Genomic DNA, 16,008 nt, shown 5'->3' with positions numbered 1-16,008 from the left:
CGGATAATCACGAACGAGCCGAGGTAGCCTAGCCTGGCCAAGGCGCCTGCTTCGAGAGCAGGTCTCCGTAAGGACTCAGGAGTTCAAATCTCCTCCTCGGCGCTTTTCCTCGAACGCAGTGAGAGGTAAACGACAAACGCGGAGATTTGAATGAGACGAGACGCGCACAGGAACGAGCACGTCTCGGCGTAGTTCAAATCTCCTCCTCGGCGCTTTTCCTCGAACGCAGTGAGGTGTGAGCGACAGCCAAGGAATTTGAACGAGGGAAGTCGCAGTTTCGAGCGCCGCGAGAAAACCGTCTCGGCGTAGTTCAGATCTCCCCCTCGGCGCGTCTCACCGAACGAGCTACATGACAGCACACGCTACGCTGTCGTGTGACAGTCGTCGTTCCCTACGACAGCAGCCCACGGTCACGGGCCGCGCTGCGCCGCGCCGACGAGTTTACAGACCGTACGGAGACGGTCATCGCCGTCACGGTGATCCCGAACGGAAACGACCGCTACGCACGCGAGCGCGGGTGGTTGGGCGAGGGCGAGTCTTTCGACCCGGAAGAGGTCGTACGTCGGCTACGCGAAGAGATACGGGAGATCGATCCGGACGCGACCTTCGAGTACGTGGTCACGGGCCGGTACGCCCAACCCGGCCAGATCGCCAGCAAGATCCGGGAGTTCGCCAAGGATCGTGACGCCCGACTGGTCGTCCTCGGAAGCGAGAACGCCGGACGCATCGTCTCGAACGTCTCCAGTGTCGCCTCGACGGTGACCGCGGATTCGGCGTACGACGTGTTGATCGTCCGGCAGTCCGAGTAACCCGATCAGGAGCGCATCGCGGCGAGAATCGAGCGGACGCTCTCGGTGCCGTTCTCGACGAGGGCGGCCGGAAACGACCACCGCGCCCCGTCGAGCGCCTCCCGGAGTGCGCTGCCGGGATGTGTGGTGATCCCGGGACCGTGGCCGACGAGGATCCGTTCAGGATCCAGACCTGCAAGCTCGGTGGGTGGCTGGAGCCGTCGGAGCAGTTCCAGACCGAGGCGTTCGTCACCGACACGGAACGCGTCGACAGTTCCGAGCGACTCGGGGACGACCAGCGTCCCGCTGGGGGTGTGATACCAGAAGACCTCCTCCCAGTTCGGGAACGGACGGCACGGAAGCACCCGGAACTCCGACGCCGGCGAAAACGTGTACCGCCGGACCGGTACGTCGACCAGCGATTCGACGCGGCCCATCCACTCGGGGAGGTAGACGGGCACGTCGTGACGGCGAGCGAACAGGCCGGCGTCGCGGGCGTGCCAGCACGACAGCACCGCCACGCCCGCCACGTCACCGAGCGGCGCGATCCGCTCCTCGACGTTGGGCGCATCGAGCGGGTCGAGCAGCCAGACACCGTCGGCCGTGCTGATCGCGTGACTGCTCCGTTGGCCCGTCTCCTCCGGGTGGGCGATCCAACTGAGTCCGCCGTCGTACTCGACTGTGACGCGCGCGCCGTCCGAGTCTCCGCGCTCGAATACGGACATAGGGATACCGAACGACTCGGGGAAAATAGAACTACGGGAAGGCGTTACTCGCAGATCTCGAGGAAGTTCTCGAAGACGGCTTCGCCCTCTTCGGTGTGGGCGACTTCGGGGTGCCACTGGACGCCGTAGAGGTCGCGGTCGGTGTCGCTCATCGCCTCGACGCCGCAGATGTCACTCCGCGCGGTCCGCTCGAACCCGTCGGGGACGGTCTTCACCTCGTCGGCGTGGCTGGCCCACACGCGGGTGTCGGGAGCGAGCGACCCGACGAGCGGGTCGTCGTCGTCGGTAATGTCGACGGTCACGTCGGCGTAGCCGCCGTACTCGCCGGAGCCAACGGTCCCACCGAGTTCGTCGGCCATGATCTGCATCCCGAGACAGATCCCGAAGACCGGAATGTCGAGGCCCAGATACTCCGGGCAGTTGCCGATCCGGTCGATGTCGGGGCCACCGGAGAGGACGATTCCGTCGGCGTCGATCTCCTCGGGCGGGGTCTCGTTGTCGATCATCTCGACGTCGACGCCCATGTCCCGGAGCGCACGCTGTTCGAGATGGGTGAACTGGCCGTGATTGTCGATCACGTCGATACGCGTCATTGACCCACTGTAGCAGGGTGGCTCATATATGTCCCGCGCTCTGTGGTCGCGCGGACGTGATGAGAGAGGAGAGTCACGTCTTCAGAGGCCGACGCGGGCGGTCAGTTCACACTCGTCACACCGGAGTTCGACAGAGCCGTCGTCGAATCGGGGACCGCGAACCACGTCGCGGGAACCGCACTCGGGACAGCACAGCCACTCGTAGATAGATCGCGACTCCGACTGGGGGCTGAATGACATGAATAGGCGTAGGATACGTAGCTATATGAGCGGCAGGGCTGATATCCAAAATCTGAAATCGGGCCGGCTCTAGATGTTTAGAATCCCGCGACCTGGCCGTCTTTCCGTGGCTCGGTCGCGCCCGAGAGCACGTCGCCGTCCTTGCGGGTCGCCTCGGCCCCACCGAACTGTAGCGGGGGCAGAATCCGCACGTCGTGGCCCTTCCGAGCGAGTTTCGAGGCGATGCCGTCGGCCATCCGCTCTTCGAGAGCGACCGATCCGTCGGCCCGGTACCGCCAGCGCGGGGCGTCGAGCGCGGCCTGCAGCGGCATCTCGTAGTCGATCATGTTCGCGAGCGTCTGGACGTGGCCCTGTGGCTGCATGTACCCGCCCATCACGCCGAAGGACATCCAGTCGTCCTCACCGAAGCGGGCGAGTCCCGGAATCAGGGTGTGGAACGGGCGCTTTCCGGGTTCGAGGCTGTTCGGCACGTCCCCCGACAGGGAGAAGGAAGCCCCCCGGTTCTGGAGCGCGATACCCGTCTCACCAGCGACGACGCCGCTGCCGAAGCCGGCGAATCGGGAGTTGATGTACGAGACGACGTTGCCCTCGTCGTCAGCGACGGTCAACAGCACCGTATCAGCGTCCTCGCCACTGGAATCCGGTGGGCCGACCTCGACATCCGTCAGCACGTCGTCGGGGGAGTACTCCGTCGCACGCTGGCGTGCGTACGCCTTCGAGTGGAGTTTCGGCACGTCCTCGAACTCGGGGTCGGTGATGTAGTGGTGGCCGTCGGTGAAGGCCAATTTCATCGCTTCGACGAATGCGTGGACTCGTTCGGGCGACTCGTACGGATGCTCGCCAGCGCCGATCTCCTCGGCGATGTTCAGCGCCTCCAGCGCGATCTGACCCTGGTTGTTCGCGCCCAACTCGAACACCTCGACGCCGTTGTAGGTCGTCGAGACGGGATCGAGCCACTCGACCTCGAAGTCCGCGAGGTCGTCGGTCGTCATGAAGCCGCCCTTGGACTGGATCTCCTCGGCGATAGCCTCGCCAATCTCGCCCTCGTAGACGACATCCGCGCCCTCCTCGGCGATACGCTGCATCGACTCACCCAGGCGCGGCAGACTGACGTACTGGCCGGGATCCGGCGCTTCGCCGTCGAAGAGATACGCCTCGCGGGCGTGCTCGTCGGTGAACAGTTCCTCGCCGTGCTGCCACTGCGCGGAGACCACTTCCGTCACCGGATAGCCCTCGATAGCGTACTCGATGGCTGGCTGGAGCACGTCACTCAGCCCGAAGCGACCGTGTTTCTGGACGGTCGCCTCCCACCCGCGGGCAGTGCCGGGGACGGTCACGGTGTGTGGCCCCTGGTCGGGCATCGTGACCCCCTCGCGCGTCCGGTCGGCCCCGTAGATCGTCTCCTCGCCCTCGTCGACCGCCTCCCGTACCTTCTCACGGGTCGCCCCCTCGGGTGCGTGGCCGCAGGCGCGCATCCCGCCGACCTCGCCGTCGGCGGTCCGGTAGCAGGCGAAGACATCGCCGCCGAGGCCGGTACTCGTCGGTTCGACGACGTTCAGCGCCGCCGCGGTCGCGACGGCAGCGTCGAAAGCGTTGCCGCCCTCGCGGAGAATCTCGACGCCCGCCTCCGCGGCGAGCGGTTGGCTCGTTGCGACGACACCGTTCGGTGCGTACACTGTCGACCGGCGCGATCCGTACCGATCAAGATCGGGTTCCATACCCCCCGTTCGGCGTCGTCGTTCAAACCGTTTTGTCCGACTCCGCTTACAGGTCGCTCGCTCGGACTGTTCCCGGTCAGTACACGTCCGCGAGAAACGGACCGAAGGCGGCACTGACGCCGTGTGCGAGCGCGGACGTTCGGTCGATCGATCCGTCCGTGAGCACGCCGGCCGCGCCCTGGTCGGTCGCGATACCCTCGGCGTCGAGATGATCGTCCATGACGGGGCCGAGTTCCTCGCCCGCCCGCACCCGCTCTGCGATGTCTGCCGGGAGCCTGAGCGTCGGGCCGCCGCCGCGACCCCACCCCCGGCCGTCGGTGACCGCCGCCCACATAATCAGCCAGAGCCCCTCCGCACCGTCGACGTCGGCAACGCCGCCCTCGATGCCGACGCCGTAGGTACAATCGGTCTCGGCGAGCGCCGCCGACGCCCGGTTCTCCGCGCCGGTGATCGTCTCGCTGCGACCCCGTGGCTGCTCGGAAACACCGGAATCGACATCGACCGGGAGAACGTCGGCCGGTCGGTCACCGAGCGCCCGTGCTGTTGCTGCCTCCTTGACTGGGTTCAGACTACCGACTGCGACGCGCATACCGGAGCGAGTCGACGAAGAGTATTGTATCCCGCGATGTACGTGGTGATCACTCGCCGGATTTGCCGAAGATCACGCGGGCCGCGAACCGGTCGAGTCGGTCTTTGATCCGTCCCATGAACACTTCGTGTCGCACGACTGATCGCATCTTGGACTCCTCGATTTCGATCCGGTCACCCGCGAAGGGATGTTCCGCCCCTTCCTCGTCGTCGGACTGTGTCACGTCGACGGCCGTGGACACACTGCATCGGCCGCACGCTTCGGACTTTTTGCCCCCCATTGTGTCCGTACAGTTCGTGAGGCGCACAATTAAAGCTTGTCCGGTGGGAGACGACCCGAGACGCCATCGCCGGAAGAGTTTATGTGACAGCTACCGTGCAACGAGATAACAGCGGGGATCTATGAGTAACGTCGAATCAGGCACGACGCCGGAAGACGGGGAGGAATCGATCCCGACCTGGGACGACGAGTACTTCGAGCAGGTCGGCGGACGGCTCGCCTACCACTACGACCTCGAACGGGATTACCGGGTCGACGGCGAGCGGTTCACCCTCTACGGGGAGATGGTGATCGAGAACAAGAAACACTTCCTGCACCCGTCGATCGAGATCGGGAATCACTGGTCCTACGAGTACCTGTTCGCGCGCCGCCGCGAGCGAGTGACCGAAGACGACCTCGACAGACTCGTCGAACTCGGCCACGACCTCGCCGACGAGCGTATCGATCCCGACGAGGAGCACTACAGCAGCGAGTTCACCTTCGTGACGGTCACCTCGGAGATTCCGGACGCGGTCCGGTCGCGGGTGAGCGGGCTCGACGAGCGGACGCTTCTGAAGTACGGCTACAACGGCCACTACGAGGTCAACCTCGTCGTCGTCGCCCCGGAGCAGCGGGAACTGGTCGCCAACGACGCCGCGGATGTCAAAGAAGCGTTCACGACGTGGGACGATATCGAGCGCGACGAGCCCGGCCTCCTGCGGCTGATCGCCAGGCGGTTTCAGCTATAAAAATCGGTGCGGGCGGACGACCGGGATCAGTCGTCGTCAGACTGCGGTTCGCCCCCGTCGGCAACCGCAGGTTCGTCGCCGAGGCGGCCGATCTCGCGCATGTTGCCGTAGCCGAACCACAGCAACGAGATGGCGATGAAGACCATCAACAGCGCGATGATGATCTGTGCGATCGCGGAGCCGATTGCGATCACCGAGGTCTCCGCTTCTGCGGTGATTCCGAGTAACCGTCCCCCGAGGACCTGGTACATCGATACCCACAGCAGTGCCGTGATCGTCACCGCGGACATGATCAGCATCGGGACGCCGGTCGAGACGAGCTGTTTGCTCTCGTCCCAGTTGGCGATCCAGATAGTCACCGTCAACAGCGCCATCGCGGCGAGCAGCTGGTTGGCACCCCCGAACAGCGTCCAGAGGTCTTCCCAGCGACCGGAGCCGACGAGTACGAACGCCGCAACGACGATCACGCCGGTGTTGGCGTAGCGGTTCGCCGCCAGTTCCTGTGCGCTGGTTTCGGGCGTGCCGACCACCTCCTCGACCATGTAGCGGCCGAGCCGACAGGCCGTGTCCATACTGGTCAGCAGGAAGGCCGACAGCACCAGCGCCATGAACACCTCACCGACCTCGAAGGGAATCCCGAGCGCGGTGAGGATCGCACCGCCGCCGAGCGCGAAGTTCGGCAGCGCCAGCCCGATACCGCCGGTGTCAGCCGGAATCGCGATGACCGCGACCGCCGAGATCGCGACCGCGGCGAGCAGGCCCTCACCGAGCATGCCGCCGTAGCCGATGAGTCGAGCGTCGGTCTCCTTGTCGAGTTGCTTGGCGGTCGTGCCCGAGGAGACCAGCGAGTGGAAGCCGCTGATCGTCCCGCAGGCGATGGTGACGAACAAAAGCGGGAACAGCGGCATCAACGGCAGGGCGTCCGCGAACGGACTGCCCCCACCGAAGAAGCCGTACCAGGCGTCCTGTGCGATGTCGAAACTGGGCGCGCCGACGTTCTCGGGCGTCTGTGCGGCGGTCACGTCCATGCCGGTAACCAGCGAGCCGACGATGATCGCCAGAAGCGCCCCGCCGACGCCGGTGTACAGGAGATACGACGAGAGATAATCCCGGGGCTGGAGCAGCACCCAGACCGGGAGGACACTCGCCGCGCCCCCGTACACGAGGACGATCATCAGCCACGCGCCGATGTTCGCGCTCCCGAGAATCTTCGGGAAGAAACTGGGTGCCGATCCCGCGAGGACGATCACGTTGTCCGGGTGGTCACCGAAGATGGCGATTGGGTACTCCAGACCGACCCAGACGGAGGCGAACACGCCCCCGACGAAGATGATCGTCCCGGCGACGAAGGAGAGATCGAGCTGGTAGAGCCAGATCCCGAACAGCACCGCCAGCCCGATGTACACGATGCCGGCGGTCGCGGTCTCGGGATATGCGTCGAACACCAGCCCGATCACCAGCGCGAACACCGCCACGACGAGGATGATCAGGAGGAAGGCGAACCACAGCAGCATGTTCTTCCCCCGCTCGCCGACGTACTCGCCGACGATGTACCCGATCGATTTGCCGTCGTGGCGGACGCTACTGGACAGCGACGTGAAGTCGTGGACGGCACCCATCAGCGGGTTGCCGATCGCGACCCACAGCACCGCCGGGACCCAGCCCCACACGAACGCCGCCGTGATGGGACCGACAATCGGAGCGCCCCCTGCGATGCTGGAGTAGTGATGGCCCAGCAACACCGGCTTCTTCGAGGGGACGTACTCCTGTCCGTCGTTGTACTTGTGTGCCGGCGTCTCCGCCTCCTCGTCGAGTTCGACGAAGCGCGCCAGGTACTTCCCGTAGGCGAAGTAGCCGACGGTAAACGTGGCGGCGATGAACGCGACGACCCAGAGGACACTTACCATCGTACCCCCTCCGGTGTCCGACGATCACTGGTCTGTCTGGCGATGCCTCCGTCCGTGAGTTGGCCGTTCCGTATCATGGATGCTCACCGTCAGTTTGTCCCATGAATATCTGATGCCCCCCCAGGACACCATCGTGACCGACGCGACGTCTCTCGTACCGTGACTGCCCGACGTACTCTACTGTACTGGTATGTGTACACGAATCAGACATAAAAACTTCGATAGATGCGAGCGGAAACGCGGGGGAGGCCGCCTCGGATCGGTATCAGGGGTCGAGTTCGATCTCCTCGGCCACGTCCTCGAGCAGCGAGCCTTTGACCTCCCGCACCCGGGTTTCGATTTCGGCGACGACCGGCGGATCGAGCGTTTCACGGATCTCGGCGAGTCGCTCCTGTTCGGTCTCGACCCGGTCACGGAGGTAGGTAGCGCCGCGGCCCTGCTCGTCCGGATCGGGTTCCGGAGTGAGCCTGTTGACGACGAGACCGGCGACGGACAGATCGGCCTCCTGGATGTCGGCAAGCGCCCGCCGCGTCTCCCGGATCGAGAGGTCGTCGGGGTTGAGGACGAAGGTGAAGCGGGCGTCGTCGCGCAGGGTCTCGCCGGCGAACTCGAAAGTTTCCTTGCGCTCCTGTAACCGGGCGATGATCGGGTCCCCCTCCATCATCTTTCGGGCCTGTTGCTCGCCGATTGCCGCGCGTTCGTAGTACTCGATGCTCTTCTCGCGCTTGTGCAACAGGCGTTCGATCCACTGCTGGAGATACTCCGGCAGCGCGAGCAGTCGAAGCGTCCCGCCGGTTGGCGAGGTGTCGAAGACGACGCGGTCGTATTCCTCGGCGGTGCGCATCACCTCGACGAAGCGGTCGAACAGCGCCGCCTCGTACGCGCCCGGCGTCTGGTGGGCCATCTCGAGTTGCATCGACACCTCGTTGACCATCGCGGGGCTGAGCTGTTGGCCCAACTGTCGCCGGAGATCCGACAGGTGTTCGTCGACGACCTCCTCCGGATCGATCTCCATGGCGTGGAGGTTGTCGTATCCCGACACGGGGGTCGGTTCGTCCCCGAACTGCTGGTCGAACACGTCGGAGGTGCTGTGGGCCGGATCGGTCGAGACGACAAGCGTCTCCAGCCCCGCCCGGGCACAGTTCAGCCCGAACGCCGAGGAGACCGTCGTCTTGCCGACCCCACCCTTCCCCCCGAAGAAACTGAAAGTCGTCATCAGAAGTGGTACTGCTGTCCCTTCCGTTCGACCAGCGATCCGCGGTCCCACATCCGTCGCTGCCAGCTCTCGAACTCGTCTGCGAGATACGGGAGCAACTCCGCGGTGTAATAGGAGACTGGACTCGGGATGCCGAACGCGTCGGGGAAGCAGGCGAGCATGAACGCGTCCTCCAGATCCTCCGCCTCCTTCTCGATTTTCTCGTAGGCCGGGTGGGTAATCATCCCGTGATAGAGCCCCCGCGCCCAGAGCTTGAGTCGTTCGATAGTCGCAGAGATCCTGTCCGATAGCTCCATGTGCCACGGTACCGGGTTTTTGCCACAAAAAGATACTGACGGCAGGCCGGGGAACGAACTAAGAACCGCGACGGCCAACCCGGACACATGGGTGAGGAGATTCCGGTAACGGTGCTCAGCGGACCGCTCGGAGCGGGGAAGACGACACTGGTCAACCACCTGCTGTCGAACAGCGGCGACCGCTCCATCGCGGTGCTGGTCAACGACATGGGGGAGATCAACGTCGACGCGGAACTGCTCTCCGCAGGCACCGAGGTCGCCGCCGACGGGGGTGTGGCGGAACTCTCGAACGGCTGTATCTGCTGTGAACTCCAGGACGACCTGGAGACGGAGGTCGCACGGCTCGCCAGCGAGCGTGAGTTCGAGTACCTGGTCGTCGAGGCCTCGGGGATCAGCGAACCGGAACCGGTCGCGCGGCTGTTCACCACCGGTTCGCGCGCCGCGGCCGCCTACGAACTCGACACGATGGTCACCGTCGTCGATACGGCTCGGTTCCTCGACGCCTTCGGAGACGCAGAGGGCATCGAGCGCGAGACTGCGCCGGGGTCGACGGACCGGCCGCTCTCGGATCTGCTGGTCGAACAGATCGAGTTCGCCGACGTGATTCTGCTCAACAAGGCCGACCTGCTCGACGCGGCCGAACTCGACCGCGCGGAGGAGTTAGTCCGGGCGCTCGTGCCGCGGGCGGAGATTCACCGGACGACACACAGTCAGATCGATCCCGGAGCGGTCCTCGGGACCGGCCGGTTCGATCCGGCCGAGACTGGCTCCGGAGCGGGCTGGCAGCACGGACTGGATGGAGACGACGCGCCAGCACACGGGGACCACGACCACGCTCATCCCGACGAGGTGTACAACGTCAGTTCGTTCGTCTACCGGCGGCGTCGACCGTTCCACCCGGAGCGGATTCGAGCGTTGCTCGGTGATCTCCCCTCGTCGGTCGTCCGCTCGAAGGGACTGCTCTGGATCGCCGGTCGGGACGAGTCCGCGCTGCTGATGAGCCAGGCCGGCGCGCACGCGACAGTCGAGGTCCTCGGGCCGTGGCTAGCGAGCCTTCCCGAAATCGAGCGGGAGATGTACCGGAGCAATCGGCCGGACGTGGAGTGGGACGACGAACACGGCGACCGTCGCACCGAACTCGTGTTCATCGGCCAGGAGATCGACGACTCGCTGATCGGCCGCCTCGACGACTGTCTCGTCACCGACGAGGAGTGGGGGGAGGGTGTCGAGACGGGCGTTTTCCCGAGCGCCGACGAGGAGGCGCTGTCCGTCGAGACGCGGTGACAGATCAGATGTAAAGCAGCGCAGTCAACCCGAGCAGGACGATCACGCCGGCGACGATACCGTAGAGCAGGCGGAGATACCGCGTCGCCGCCGGCACCTCCTGTCTGATCAGCGGGTTCGCGGTCCAGACGAACCGGTAGTAGAGCACGACCCAGACGAGGAGAGTCAGCGCGACGGAGACGGCGACCGAAACCGTGAGCCCGAAACCGTGAGCCCGCAGGTACAGCGGCCCCCACGCGACGAGAAGCATCGCCGCCAACAGCGCGACGACGAGAAACGGCACCGGGTCGATAGGAGTCCCCTCGCGGTTCGTGATATCCATTACCACGGTTTGCGGCGGTAGCCTCAAAAATATTCAGTCGGCGTCGAGACGCGGAAGCGGCGGGCGGGAGATTTTAGACGGGCGGCGTCGTGGCCCACCACATGGCCAGTGACGGCGACCCGCGTGTACTCTTCGTCATGAATCTCGCGTTGTCGACGCTGTTCTCGTACATCGTCCTCCGGGGCCTGGATCTGCTCAGAACCCTGGAGTTCACGTACGTCAGGCTTGCCGTGCTGACCGTCGTGATTATGGCCGCGACGCAGATACTCGTCCTCTCCGAGTGAACTCAGCAGGCACAGCCGGCCGTTCCAGTCGAGCGCTCGAACTCCATCTCCTCGCCGCAGGCCGGACACGAGGGCGCGTCCGGGCCGTCGACATCGACATCGCGGATCCGCTCGTTGCAGTCGTGACACCAGTACGCCCCCTCCGAGCCGTCCGTTGTCGTCGCCGACGACGACGCCTCGAACATCTCCCGTACGGTCTGTATGATGCTCATATGAGGCGATGCCGGCCGACTCACATAAATCGTCCTCGGCTGTGTACGAGTGACACACGGCCATCCGTCGTCACTCGACTTCCGCGGCCAGCGCGTCGAGCGCGCGTTCGAGTTCGCCGTTCCGTTTCCAGGCGGCGAGGCGGTCGGTGATGGCCGTCGGTCGAACGCCCATGCTGACTTCGGAGACGGCCGTCACTCGGGTGCCGTTTCCCTCTTGGCGGTACGTGATCGTGGTCTCCATCGCGTCGAGTGGCTGGCCCTCCGCCGCCTCCTGTTCGTAAAAGAAACCGTTTTCGCGCTCCTCGAACCGCAGGGTCAACCGGAGTCCCGACCCGCCGGCGACGACCAGCCAGTCGTCTTCCCGTCGTTCGACCTCGAACACCTCGAAGCTTCCCTCGTACTCGACGATTGACGCGGGATCGAGCGCCCGGTCGACGACCGGCGGCGAGGCGTCGATCTGTCTCGTGAGTTCGACCGTTCGCATACGGCGGTATACGAGGGAGCCAGTAAAAACAGTCCTCCCGAAAGCCTGCGCTGTCGCTGCTCCCGCGACCGGGTTCGTACCCCCGACTACCCTGTACAGGAGCTAGTAGTTCGGTCGACCGGCCCCGATGCGAGTCCGGCTGAACCGAGTAAAATCGGACAAATAAATTAGTACAGAAGTATAAAAATCATTTCCAATCCCGCAAGATGTTCCAGTTGGGCTAATTAAATGTGATTCTCGGGAACGCATTTGCACACGATGGGTGCAGATGGGCGAGAACGGGCGGAGCACAGGACGACCACGCTGGGGCGGCGGCAGGTGCTGACCGCTCTCGGAGCCGCGGCGATGCCGGCCGTCGCAGGCTGCTCCAGCGAGTCGAACGAACCGGACGAGAACACGACAAGCGCGGACACTGAACCAGATATGAACGGGACAACCCAACAGGAGCAGACGAACGGGCAGGCGATCGAACCGCGGTTCGGCTACGTCGGGACGGGCGAGGAACCACCGGTCGAGCCGGATCACACCGTACAGTTGCTGATTCGGGAGCGCGAGGAGGCGCCGATCCCACAGTTTTACTTCGAACCGACCGGCCTCGCGATCGAACCCGGCGATACGGTCCGGTTCCAGATGACGACGCCTCACCACAACGTCAACGCGTACCACCCGGCCTTTGGCTACACCCAGCGCGTCCCCGAGTCGGCGCCGGCGTACTCCTCGCCGGTTCTCGGAGCCGGGGAGTACTGGCTGTACACCTTCGAGACGGAAGGCGTCCACAACATCATGTGCGCCCCCCACGAACTGTTCGGTATGGTCGGTTCGATCGTCGTCGGGTCCCCGACCGGACCGGCGGCGTCGGCGGTCGGCGAGGCCCCGGGCCCGTCGGAGGCCCGGCCGCCGGAGTTCACCGCGGGGCTCGTCCTCAGCGATCCGGCGTTAGCGCCGGAGAACATCGTCGAGGCGGGCAGCGTCTCGTGGGACGACCTCGCCCCCGAGAGCAAGGCGCTGCGGCTCGCGCCGATCGGCGAGGAGTGAGCTACGTGTCGTCGTATCGGTCGGCGGCCGTCTCGAAGGAGAGTTCCTCCTGCTGACGGGCTCTCCGCGTCTCCTGCTGTGCGATCGCCTCCGGATCCGGGCTGGCGTCGTCGTCGATACGCGCCCACGAGTCGTGGACTTTCGCGTGACACCACCGACACAGCGAGACCGTGATCTCGTGTGAGGGGTCGCCGCTACCCTCGACGGAAGTATCGGCATACGAGAGGTGATGTTCCTCCAACAGCGGTCGGTCGTCGTCGTGGGCCATCCGCTGTTCGGTCAGTCCACAGCGGATGCACTCGTCGCTGGTGTTCCGCGCCCGGAAGTGCGGACAGTCCTGCCAGTCCCACGGGCCGGTCAACCCCTCCTCGTCGGTCTCGCCGGCGACCGGACACTGGAACTCCTCGGCCCGGAGCTCGCTCGAAAACTGCGGGTCGCGATCCCCGTGTTCGACCGCGAATCGGCACTTGCCTTCGTCGGTAAGATGGTCACAGCGCTCGACGAATCGGTACGGATCGTCGACGCCGACCGAGGTTCCCGACTCGGTCTGTTCCATACCGTCGCTTGGCGAGCGTCGCGCTTAGTGTTTGCGCGGACTGACCGACGAGGGGTTCACGATCAACGGGCACACTCTACCCGCGAAATTCCGCGGTAAAATCGTCCAGCAGTCCAACGAGCGGTTCGATCTCGAAGAAGTTCGTGCCCCGAGAAATCGTGTTCGAGTCCCGGTCCCACCTGATGTAGCCGGCTTGCTCTAATTTTGGCAAGTGGGTGTGAAAGAGATCGATCTCCGAAGGGTCGGCGTCGATCGGCTCAACGATCTGTTCCAGTCTACGTTCGGTAGGATCGTCTACGAGAGAGCGGAGAATGAGTCGCCGTTCTCGGCTCTTGACGGTCTCCAGTAGTGAGTCTATCTCTGAGGACGGAACGTCATACTCGGCAAAATCACCGTGGACGGGATCGTGGATCTGCGGCCCCTGCCACTGGTTCAGTTCGTAAGTCACCCACTGGCTGAATATATCGACGAGGATCTTCTCGTCCTCGGCGATCGGTGTCTCGCGCGGAGTCGCATTCCCGAAACAGAGCGTCCCGTACAGTTTGTTTTCACTGGTAACGGTCGTTCCGATGTAGCTCCTGAACCCGAGCGTTTCGTACGCAGGATAGTCTTTCCAGCCTTCAGCGAACGCGTCGTCGATGACCATCATCCCGTCTGGATCTTCGATAGTTTCCCGACAGTAGGTATTCGAGAGCGGAACCGTGTTTCCGGCCTCGACGCTCCGCTGGGGTTCGTGAACGACCTCGAAATACTGCGTCTCGGTGTCGAGGTCGATCCGAGACAGAAACGCATGGCTCAGGTCGAACTCGATCGTCTCCTCTGCAAACAGCCGTTCGAGTTTGCTCGCCAGATCGGTATCGGGGCTCAGTAAGGTACCGAATAGCCGCTGAAAGTAGGACAACTCATTGCCCTGTTCTGAGGTACAGATCCTATGTGGCATTCATCCCCCACCCTAGCTCCGGCATGTTAGTATATGCCATACAGAAACTAAGTTAAAGTTTCCATAAAGTTGGGGACAGGAAACTACAGCAATAGCTACTGAATGATCTGTCACTCCCCTGTACTGGTCGGTAGCCACACCGTGAGAAATAGCGTGGAGGGTTGTTGGCGCTACGAAATGAGGGCTGTCTGAAGCACACGTGCAGAGTCGCGTGGATCTGTGGAATCACCCTCCTCTAAGTTTCATTATGCCCATTTAGAATAGACCGTCGTTGCAGGTCCAGGACGACAGGGAGTATCCGCTCGCGTCGGCCTCGAAGTAATATTCTGGAGTTCCACTGCCGCAGTGCGTAGCATCGACGTGGACGACGCTACTGTTCGAGGACTCGATCACATATACGAACGTCCCGCTTTTCTCCCAGTCACCAAATTTTGTAACTGTACTCTGTTTCGCTCCGACACGAACCGTTTCGAGTAAGTCTGCATTCGTTGGTTCGATGTGAGTAACGTTTCCCCCCACGGGAACGTCGGGCGTCGACTCGTACTGCTGTGTCCGATTATCGACGATACCTGTGTAGCTAACATCTGCCACACTCCCGCCGTGGCTGTAATAGACTGAAATAGTGTACCCAGTGTCGTCCTGATTGTCAACTTCGATTTCTGCGGACTCGTTTAGAAGGTCTCCGTCGTTCGCAACGAAACTCAGTGAGACGACTGCGATTAGAACCAGTATAAGAGCGGACCCACATAGCAGTGCTAGACGTGACGGATCCCCCATCCTTATTTTCTCAATGAGTATCTAAGAAATAATAATCTGTTGGTAGTATAGAATAGGGAGTTTCCAGCTAGATACCTCGTTCACGGACAGTCCCGGTACTCTCCGTCTTACAGGAACAGAATCCATACGCCGAATAAATACCGAGACCGGATCCGCGGGTTCACAAAGGGTACTGTTTAGACTGCACAGCGGTAACCACGCACTGTTATGACCGCTGATTCGACGACTATCGAGGTGACAGAACCGGAAGAACACGTCGCTGTCGTGGAACTGTCCCGCCCGGAGGCGATGAACGCGTACAACGAGGCGTTGCTCACCGACCTCGTCGACGCGCTCGAACGACTCGACGGGCGCGACGAGATCCGCGCGCTCGTGTTGACGGGCGACGGCGAGGCCTTCTGTAGCGGCGGCGACCTGGAGGAGTTGCCGCTGTCGCCGGAGATGGACTTCGCGGACTACGAGCGCGGCCTGGGCCTGTTCCAGACCGTCGTCCGAACGCTCAGAACGATCAAGACGCCCGTCGTCGCCGCGGTCAACGGCTACGCGCTCGGCGCGGGTTGTGACACCGCGCTCGCCTGTGACTTCCGGATCGCGTCGGAATCCGCTGTGATGGGCGAGACGTTCATCGACGTCGGCTTCGTTCCGGGAGACGGCGGCGCGTACCTCCTGCCGCGACTCGTCGGCGAGCAGCGGGCCAAGGAGTTGATCTTCACCGGCCGGAAACTCGAAGGCGAGGAGTTGGTCGAGTGGGACCTCGCTCGGGACGTAGTGGCCGACGACCGACTGCGGGAGGAGGCCGTTCAGTTCGCCTCGACGCTGGCCGAACAGCCACCCATCGCGCTCGGAGAGAGCAAACGGCTGGTCAACGAGAGCTTCGACGTGGACCTCGACCAGGCGATGCAGGACGCGATGCGCGCACAGCGGATCTGCTCACAGACGGAGGACCACCAGGAGGCCGTCCAGGCGTTCAACGAGAACCGAGAGCCGGAGTTCGAGGGGAACTGACCGGCTGTCGGGGTAGCCAACTCCCGAAAG

Annotated in this window: 21 protein-coding genes and 1 tRNA gene; 7 read left to right on the top strand and 15 right to left on the bottom strand. The window is 63.6% G+C overall.

From position 1 onward, the window contains the following. Positions 1-17: 17 nt before the first annotated feature. Positions 18-102: transfer RNA gene (locus GRX03_RS03675), tRNA-Ser, on the top strand. Positions 103-374: 272 nt separating this feature from the next. Beyond that, positions 375-809: a universal stress protein gene (locus GRX03_RS03670; protein ID WP_201289167.1), complete on the top strand. Its 435-nt coding sequence runs from the start codon at positions 375-377 to the stop codon at positions 807-809. A 5-nt stretch (positions 810-814) separates the two neighbouring features. On the opposite strand, the gene GRX03_RS03665 is transcribed toward GRX03_RS03670, so the two are convergent. From GRX03_RS03665 to GRX03_RS03640, 6 genes are all read right to left on the bottom strand, one after another. Continuing rightward, on the bottom strand, positions 815-1,513 hold the full coding sequence (locus GRX03_RS03665; RefSeq protein WP_159762810.1) for a hypothetical protein: 699 nt from the start codon (positions 1,511-1,513) through the stop codon (positions 815-817). 44 nt (positions 1,514-1,557) lie between these two features. Next, positions 1,558-2,106: a GMP synthase subunit A gene (locus GRX03_RS03660; protein WP_159762809.1), complete on the bottom strand. Its 549-nt coding sequence runs from the start codon at positions 2,104-2,106 to the stop codon at positions 1,558-1,560. An 81-nt stretch (positions 2,107-2,187) separates the two neighbouring features. Beyond that, entirely contained in the window at positions 2,188-2,346 is a 159-nt protein-coding gene (locus GRX03_RS03655) for a hypothetical protein (protein ID WP_159762808.1), read from the bottom strand. Between the two features lie 77 nt (positions 2,347-2,423). After that, the gene (ggt, locus tag GRX03_RS03650) at positions 2,424-4,064 is read right to left on the bottom strand and encodes a gamma-glutamyltransferase (protein WP_159762807.1); all 1,641 of its coding nucleotides are present in this window, start codon (positions 4,062-4,064) and stop codon (positions 2,424-2,426) included. A 76-nt stretch (positions 4,065-4,140) separates the two neighbouring features. Then, a complete protein-coding gene (yjjX, locus tag GRX03_RS03645) occupies positions 4,141-4,653 on the bottom strand; it encodes an inosine/xanthosine triphosphatase (RefSeq protein ID WP_159762806.1) in 513 nt (170 codons plus the stop codon). A gap of 49 nt (positions 4,654-4,702) precedes the next feature. Continuing rightward, on the bottom strand, positions 4,703-4,894 hold the full coding sequence (locus tag GRX03_RS03640) for a hypothetical protein (RefSeq protein WP_368277941.1): 192 nt from the start codon (positions 4,892-4,894) through the stop codon (positions 4,703-4,705). Positions 4,895-5,054: 160 nt separating this feature from the next. Between GRX03_RS03640 and GRX03_RS03635 the strand changes: the two genes are divergently transcribed. Next, positions 5,055-5,660 (top strand): hypothetical protein, encoded by a 606-nt coding sequence (locus GRX03_RS03635; protein WP_159762804.1) that lies wholly within the window; start codon positions 5,055-5,057, stop codon positions 5,658-5,660. A gap of 26 nt (positions 5,661-5,686) precedes the next feature. On the opposite strand, the gene GRX03_RS03630 is transcribed toward GRX03_RS03635, so the two are convergent. The 3 genes from GRX03_RS03630 to GRX03_RS03620 all read right to left on the bottom strand — a co-directional run bounded on the left by GRX03_RS03630 (position 5,687) and on the right by GRX03_RS03620 (position 9,079). Further along, the gene (locus tag GRX03_RS03630) at positions 5,687-7,567 is read right to left on the bottom strand and encodes a carbon starvation CstA family protein (RefSeq protein ID WP_159762803.1); all 1,881 of its coding nucleotides are present in this window, start codon (positions 7,565-7,567) and stop codon (positions 5,687-5,689) included. A 265-nt stretch (positions 7,568-7,832) separates the two neighbouring features. Next, positions 7,833-8,783, bottom strand: coding sequence for an ArsA family ATPase (locus tag GRX03_RS03625; protein WP_159762802.1), 951 nt, complete (start codon positions 8,781-8,783; stop codon positions 7,833-7,835). After that, complete coding sequence (locus tag GRX03_RS03620; RefSeq protein WP_159762801.1) at positions 8,783-9,079, bottom strand: hypothetical protein; 297 nt, start codon at positions 9,077-9,079, stop codon at positions 8,783-8,785. The genes GRX03_RS03625 and GRX03_RS03620 overlap by 1 nt, the downstream gene beginning before the upstream one ends. A gap of 87 nt (positions 9,080-9,166) precedes the next feature. On the opposite strand from GRX03_RS03620, the gene GRX03_RS03615 reads away from it, so the two are divergent. Further along, on the top strand, positions 9,167-10,363 hold the full coding sequence (locus GRX03_RS03615; protein ID WP_159762800.1) for a GTP-binding protein: 1,197 nt from the start codon (positions 9,167-9,169) through the stop codon (positions 10,361-10,363). Positions 10,364-10,367: 4 nt separating this feature from the next. On the opposite strand, the gene GRX03_RS03610 is transcribed toward GRX03_RS03615, so the two are convergent. Next, positions 10,368-10,685 carry a hypothetical protein gene (locus GRX03_RS03610; RefSeq protein WP_159762799.1) on the bottom strand — a complete coding sequence of 106 codons (318 nt, stop codon included), beginning with the start codon at positions 10,683-10,685 and terminating at the stop codon, positions 10,368-10,370. Positions 10,686-10,786: 101 nt separating this feature from the next. On the opposite strand from GRX03_RS03610, the gene GRX03_RS03605 reads away from it, so the two are divergent. Continuing rightward, complete coding sequence (locus GRX03_RS03605; protein WP_159762798.1) at positions 10,787-10,969, top strand: hypothetical protein; 183 nt, start codon at positions 10,787-10,789, stop codon at positions 10,967-10,969. A gap of 2 nt (positions 10,970-10,971) precedes the next feature. Here GRX03_RS03605 and GRX03_RS03600 read toward each other — a convergent pair whose 3' ends face one another. After that, positions 10,972-11,181: a zinc-ribbon domain-containing protein gene (locus GRX03_RS03600; protein WP_159762797.1), complete on the bottom strand. Its 210-nt coding sequence runs from the start codon at positions 11,179-11,181 to the stop codon at positions 10,972-10,974. Between the two features lie 70 nt (positions 11,182-11,251). Continuing rightward, positions 11,252-11,665, bottom strand: coding sequence for an SRPBCC family protein (locus GRX03_RS03595; RefSeq protein ID WP_159762796.1), 414 nt, complete (start codon positions 11,663-11,665; stop codon positions 11,252-11,254). Positions 11,666-11,923: 258 nt separating this feature from the next. Here GRX03_RS03595 and GRX03_RS03590 point away from each other — a divergent pair, with 258 nt between their 5' ends. Then, positions 11,924-12,700, top strand: coding sequence for a plastocyanin/azurin family copper-binding protein (locus tag GRX03_RS03590; protein WP_201289166.1), 777 nt, complete (start codon positions 11,924-11,926; stop codon positions 12,698-12,700). Position 12,701: 1 nt separating this feature from the next. Here the strand turns inward: GRX03_RS03590 and GRX03_RS03585 are convergent, their stop codons facing one another. The 3 genes from GRX03_RS03585 to GRX03_RS03575 all read right to left on the bottom strand — a co-directional run bounded on the left by GRX03_RS03585 (position 12,702) and on the right by GRX03_RS03575 (position 14,973). After that, positions 12,702-13,256, bottom strand: coding sequence for a DUF7097 family protein (locus GRX03_RS03585; protein ID WP_159762795.1), 555 nt, complete (start codon positions 13,254-13,256; stop codon positions 12,702-12,704). Between the two features lie 76 nt (positions 13,257-13,332). Continuing rightward, the gene (locus tag GRX03_RS03580) at positions 13,333-14,196 is read right to left on the bottom strand and encodes a GAF domain-containing protein (protein WP_159762794.1); all 864 of its coding nucleotides are present in this window, start codon (positions 14,194-14,196) and stop codon (positions 13,333-13,335) included. A 255-nt stretch (positions 14,197-14,451) separates the two neighbouring features. Further along, positions 14,452-14,973, bottom strand: a complete 522-nt coding sequence (locus GRX03_RS03575; RefSeq protein ID WP_159762793.1) for a hypothetical protein — start codon at positions 14,971-14,973, stop codon at positions 14,452-14,454. Positions 14,974-15,180: 207 nt separating this feature from the next. Between GRX03_RS03575 and GRX03_RS03570 the strand changes: the two genes are divergently transcribed. Next, complete coding sequence (locus GRX03_RS03570; protein ID WP_159762792.1) at positions 15,181-15,978, top strand: enoyl-CoA hydratase/isomerase family protein; 798 nt, start codon at positions 15,181-15,183, stop codon at positions 15,976-15,978. Positions 15,979-16,008: the final 30 nt, after the last annotated feature.

The organism is Halovenus carboxidivorans (assembly GCF_009831575.1).
Taxonomy (GTDB): Archaea; Halobacteriota; Halobacteria; order Halobacteriales; family Haloarculaceae; genus Halovenus; species Halovenus carboxidivorans.
Note: the sequence above shows the minus strand (reverse complement) of the source record. Positions and strands in the feature narration are given on the sequence as shown.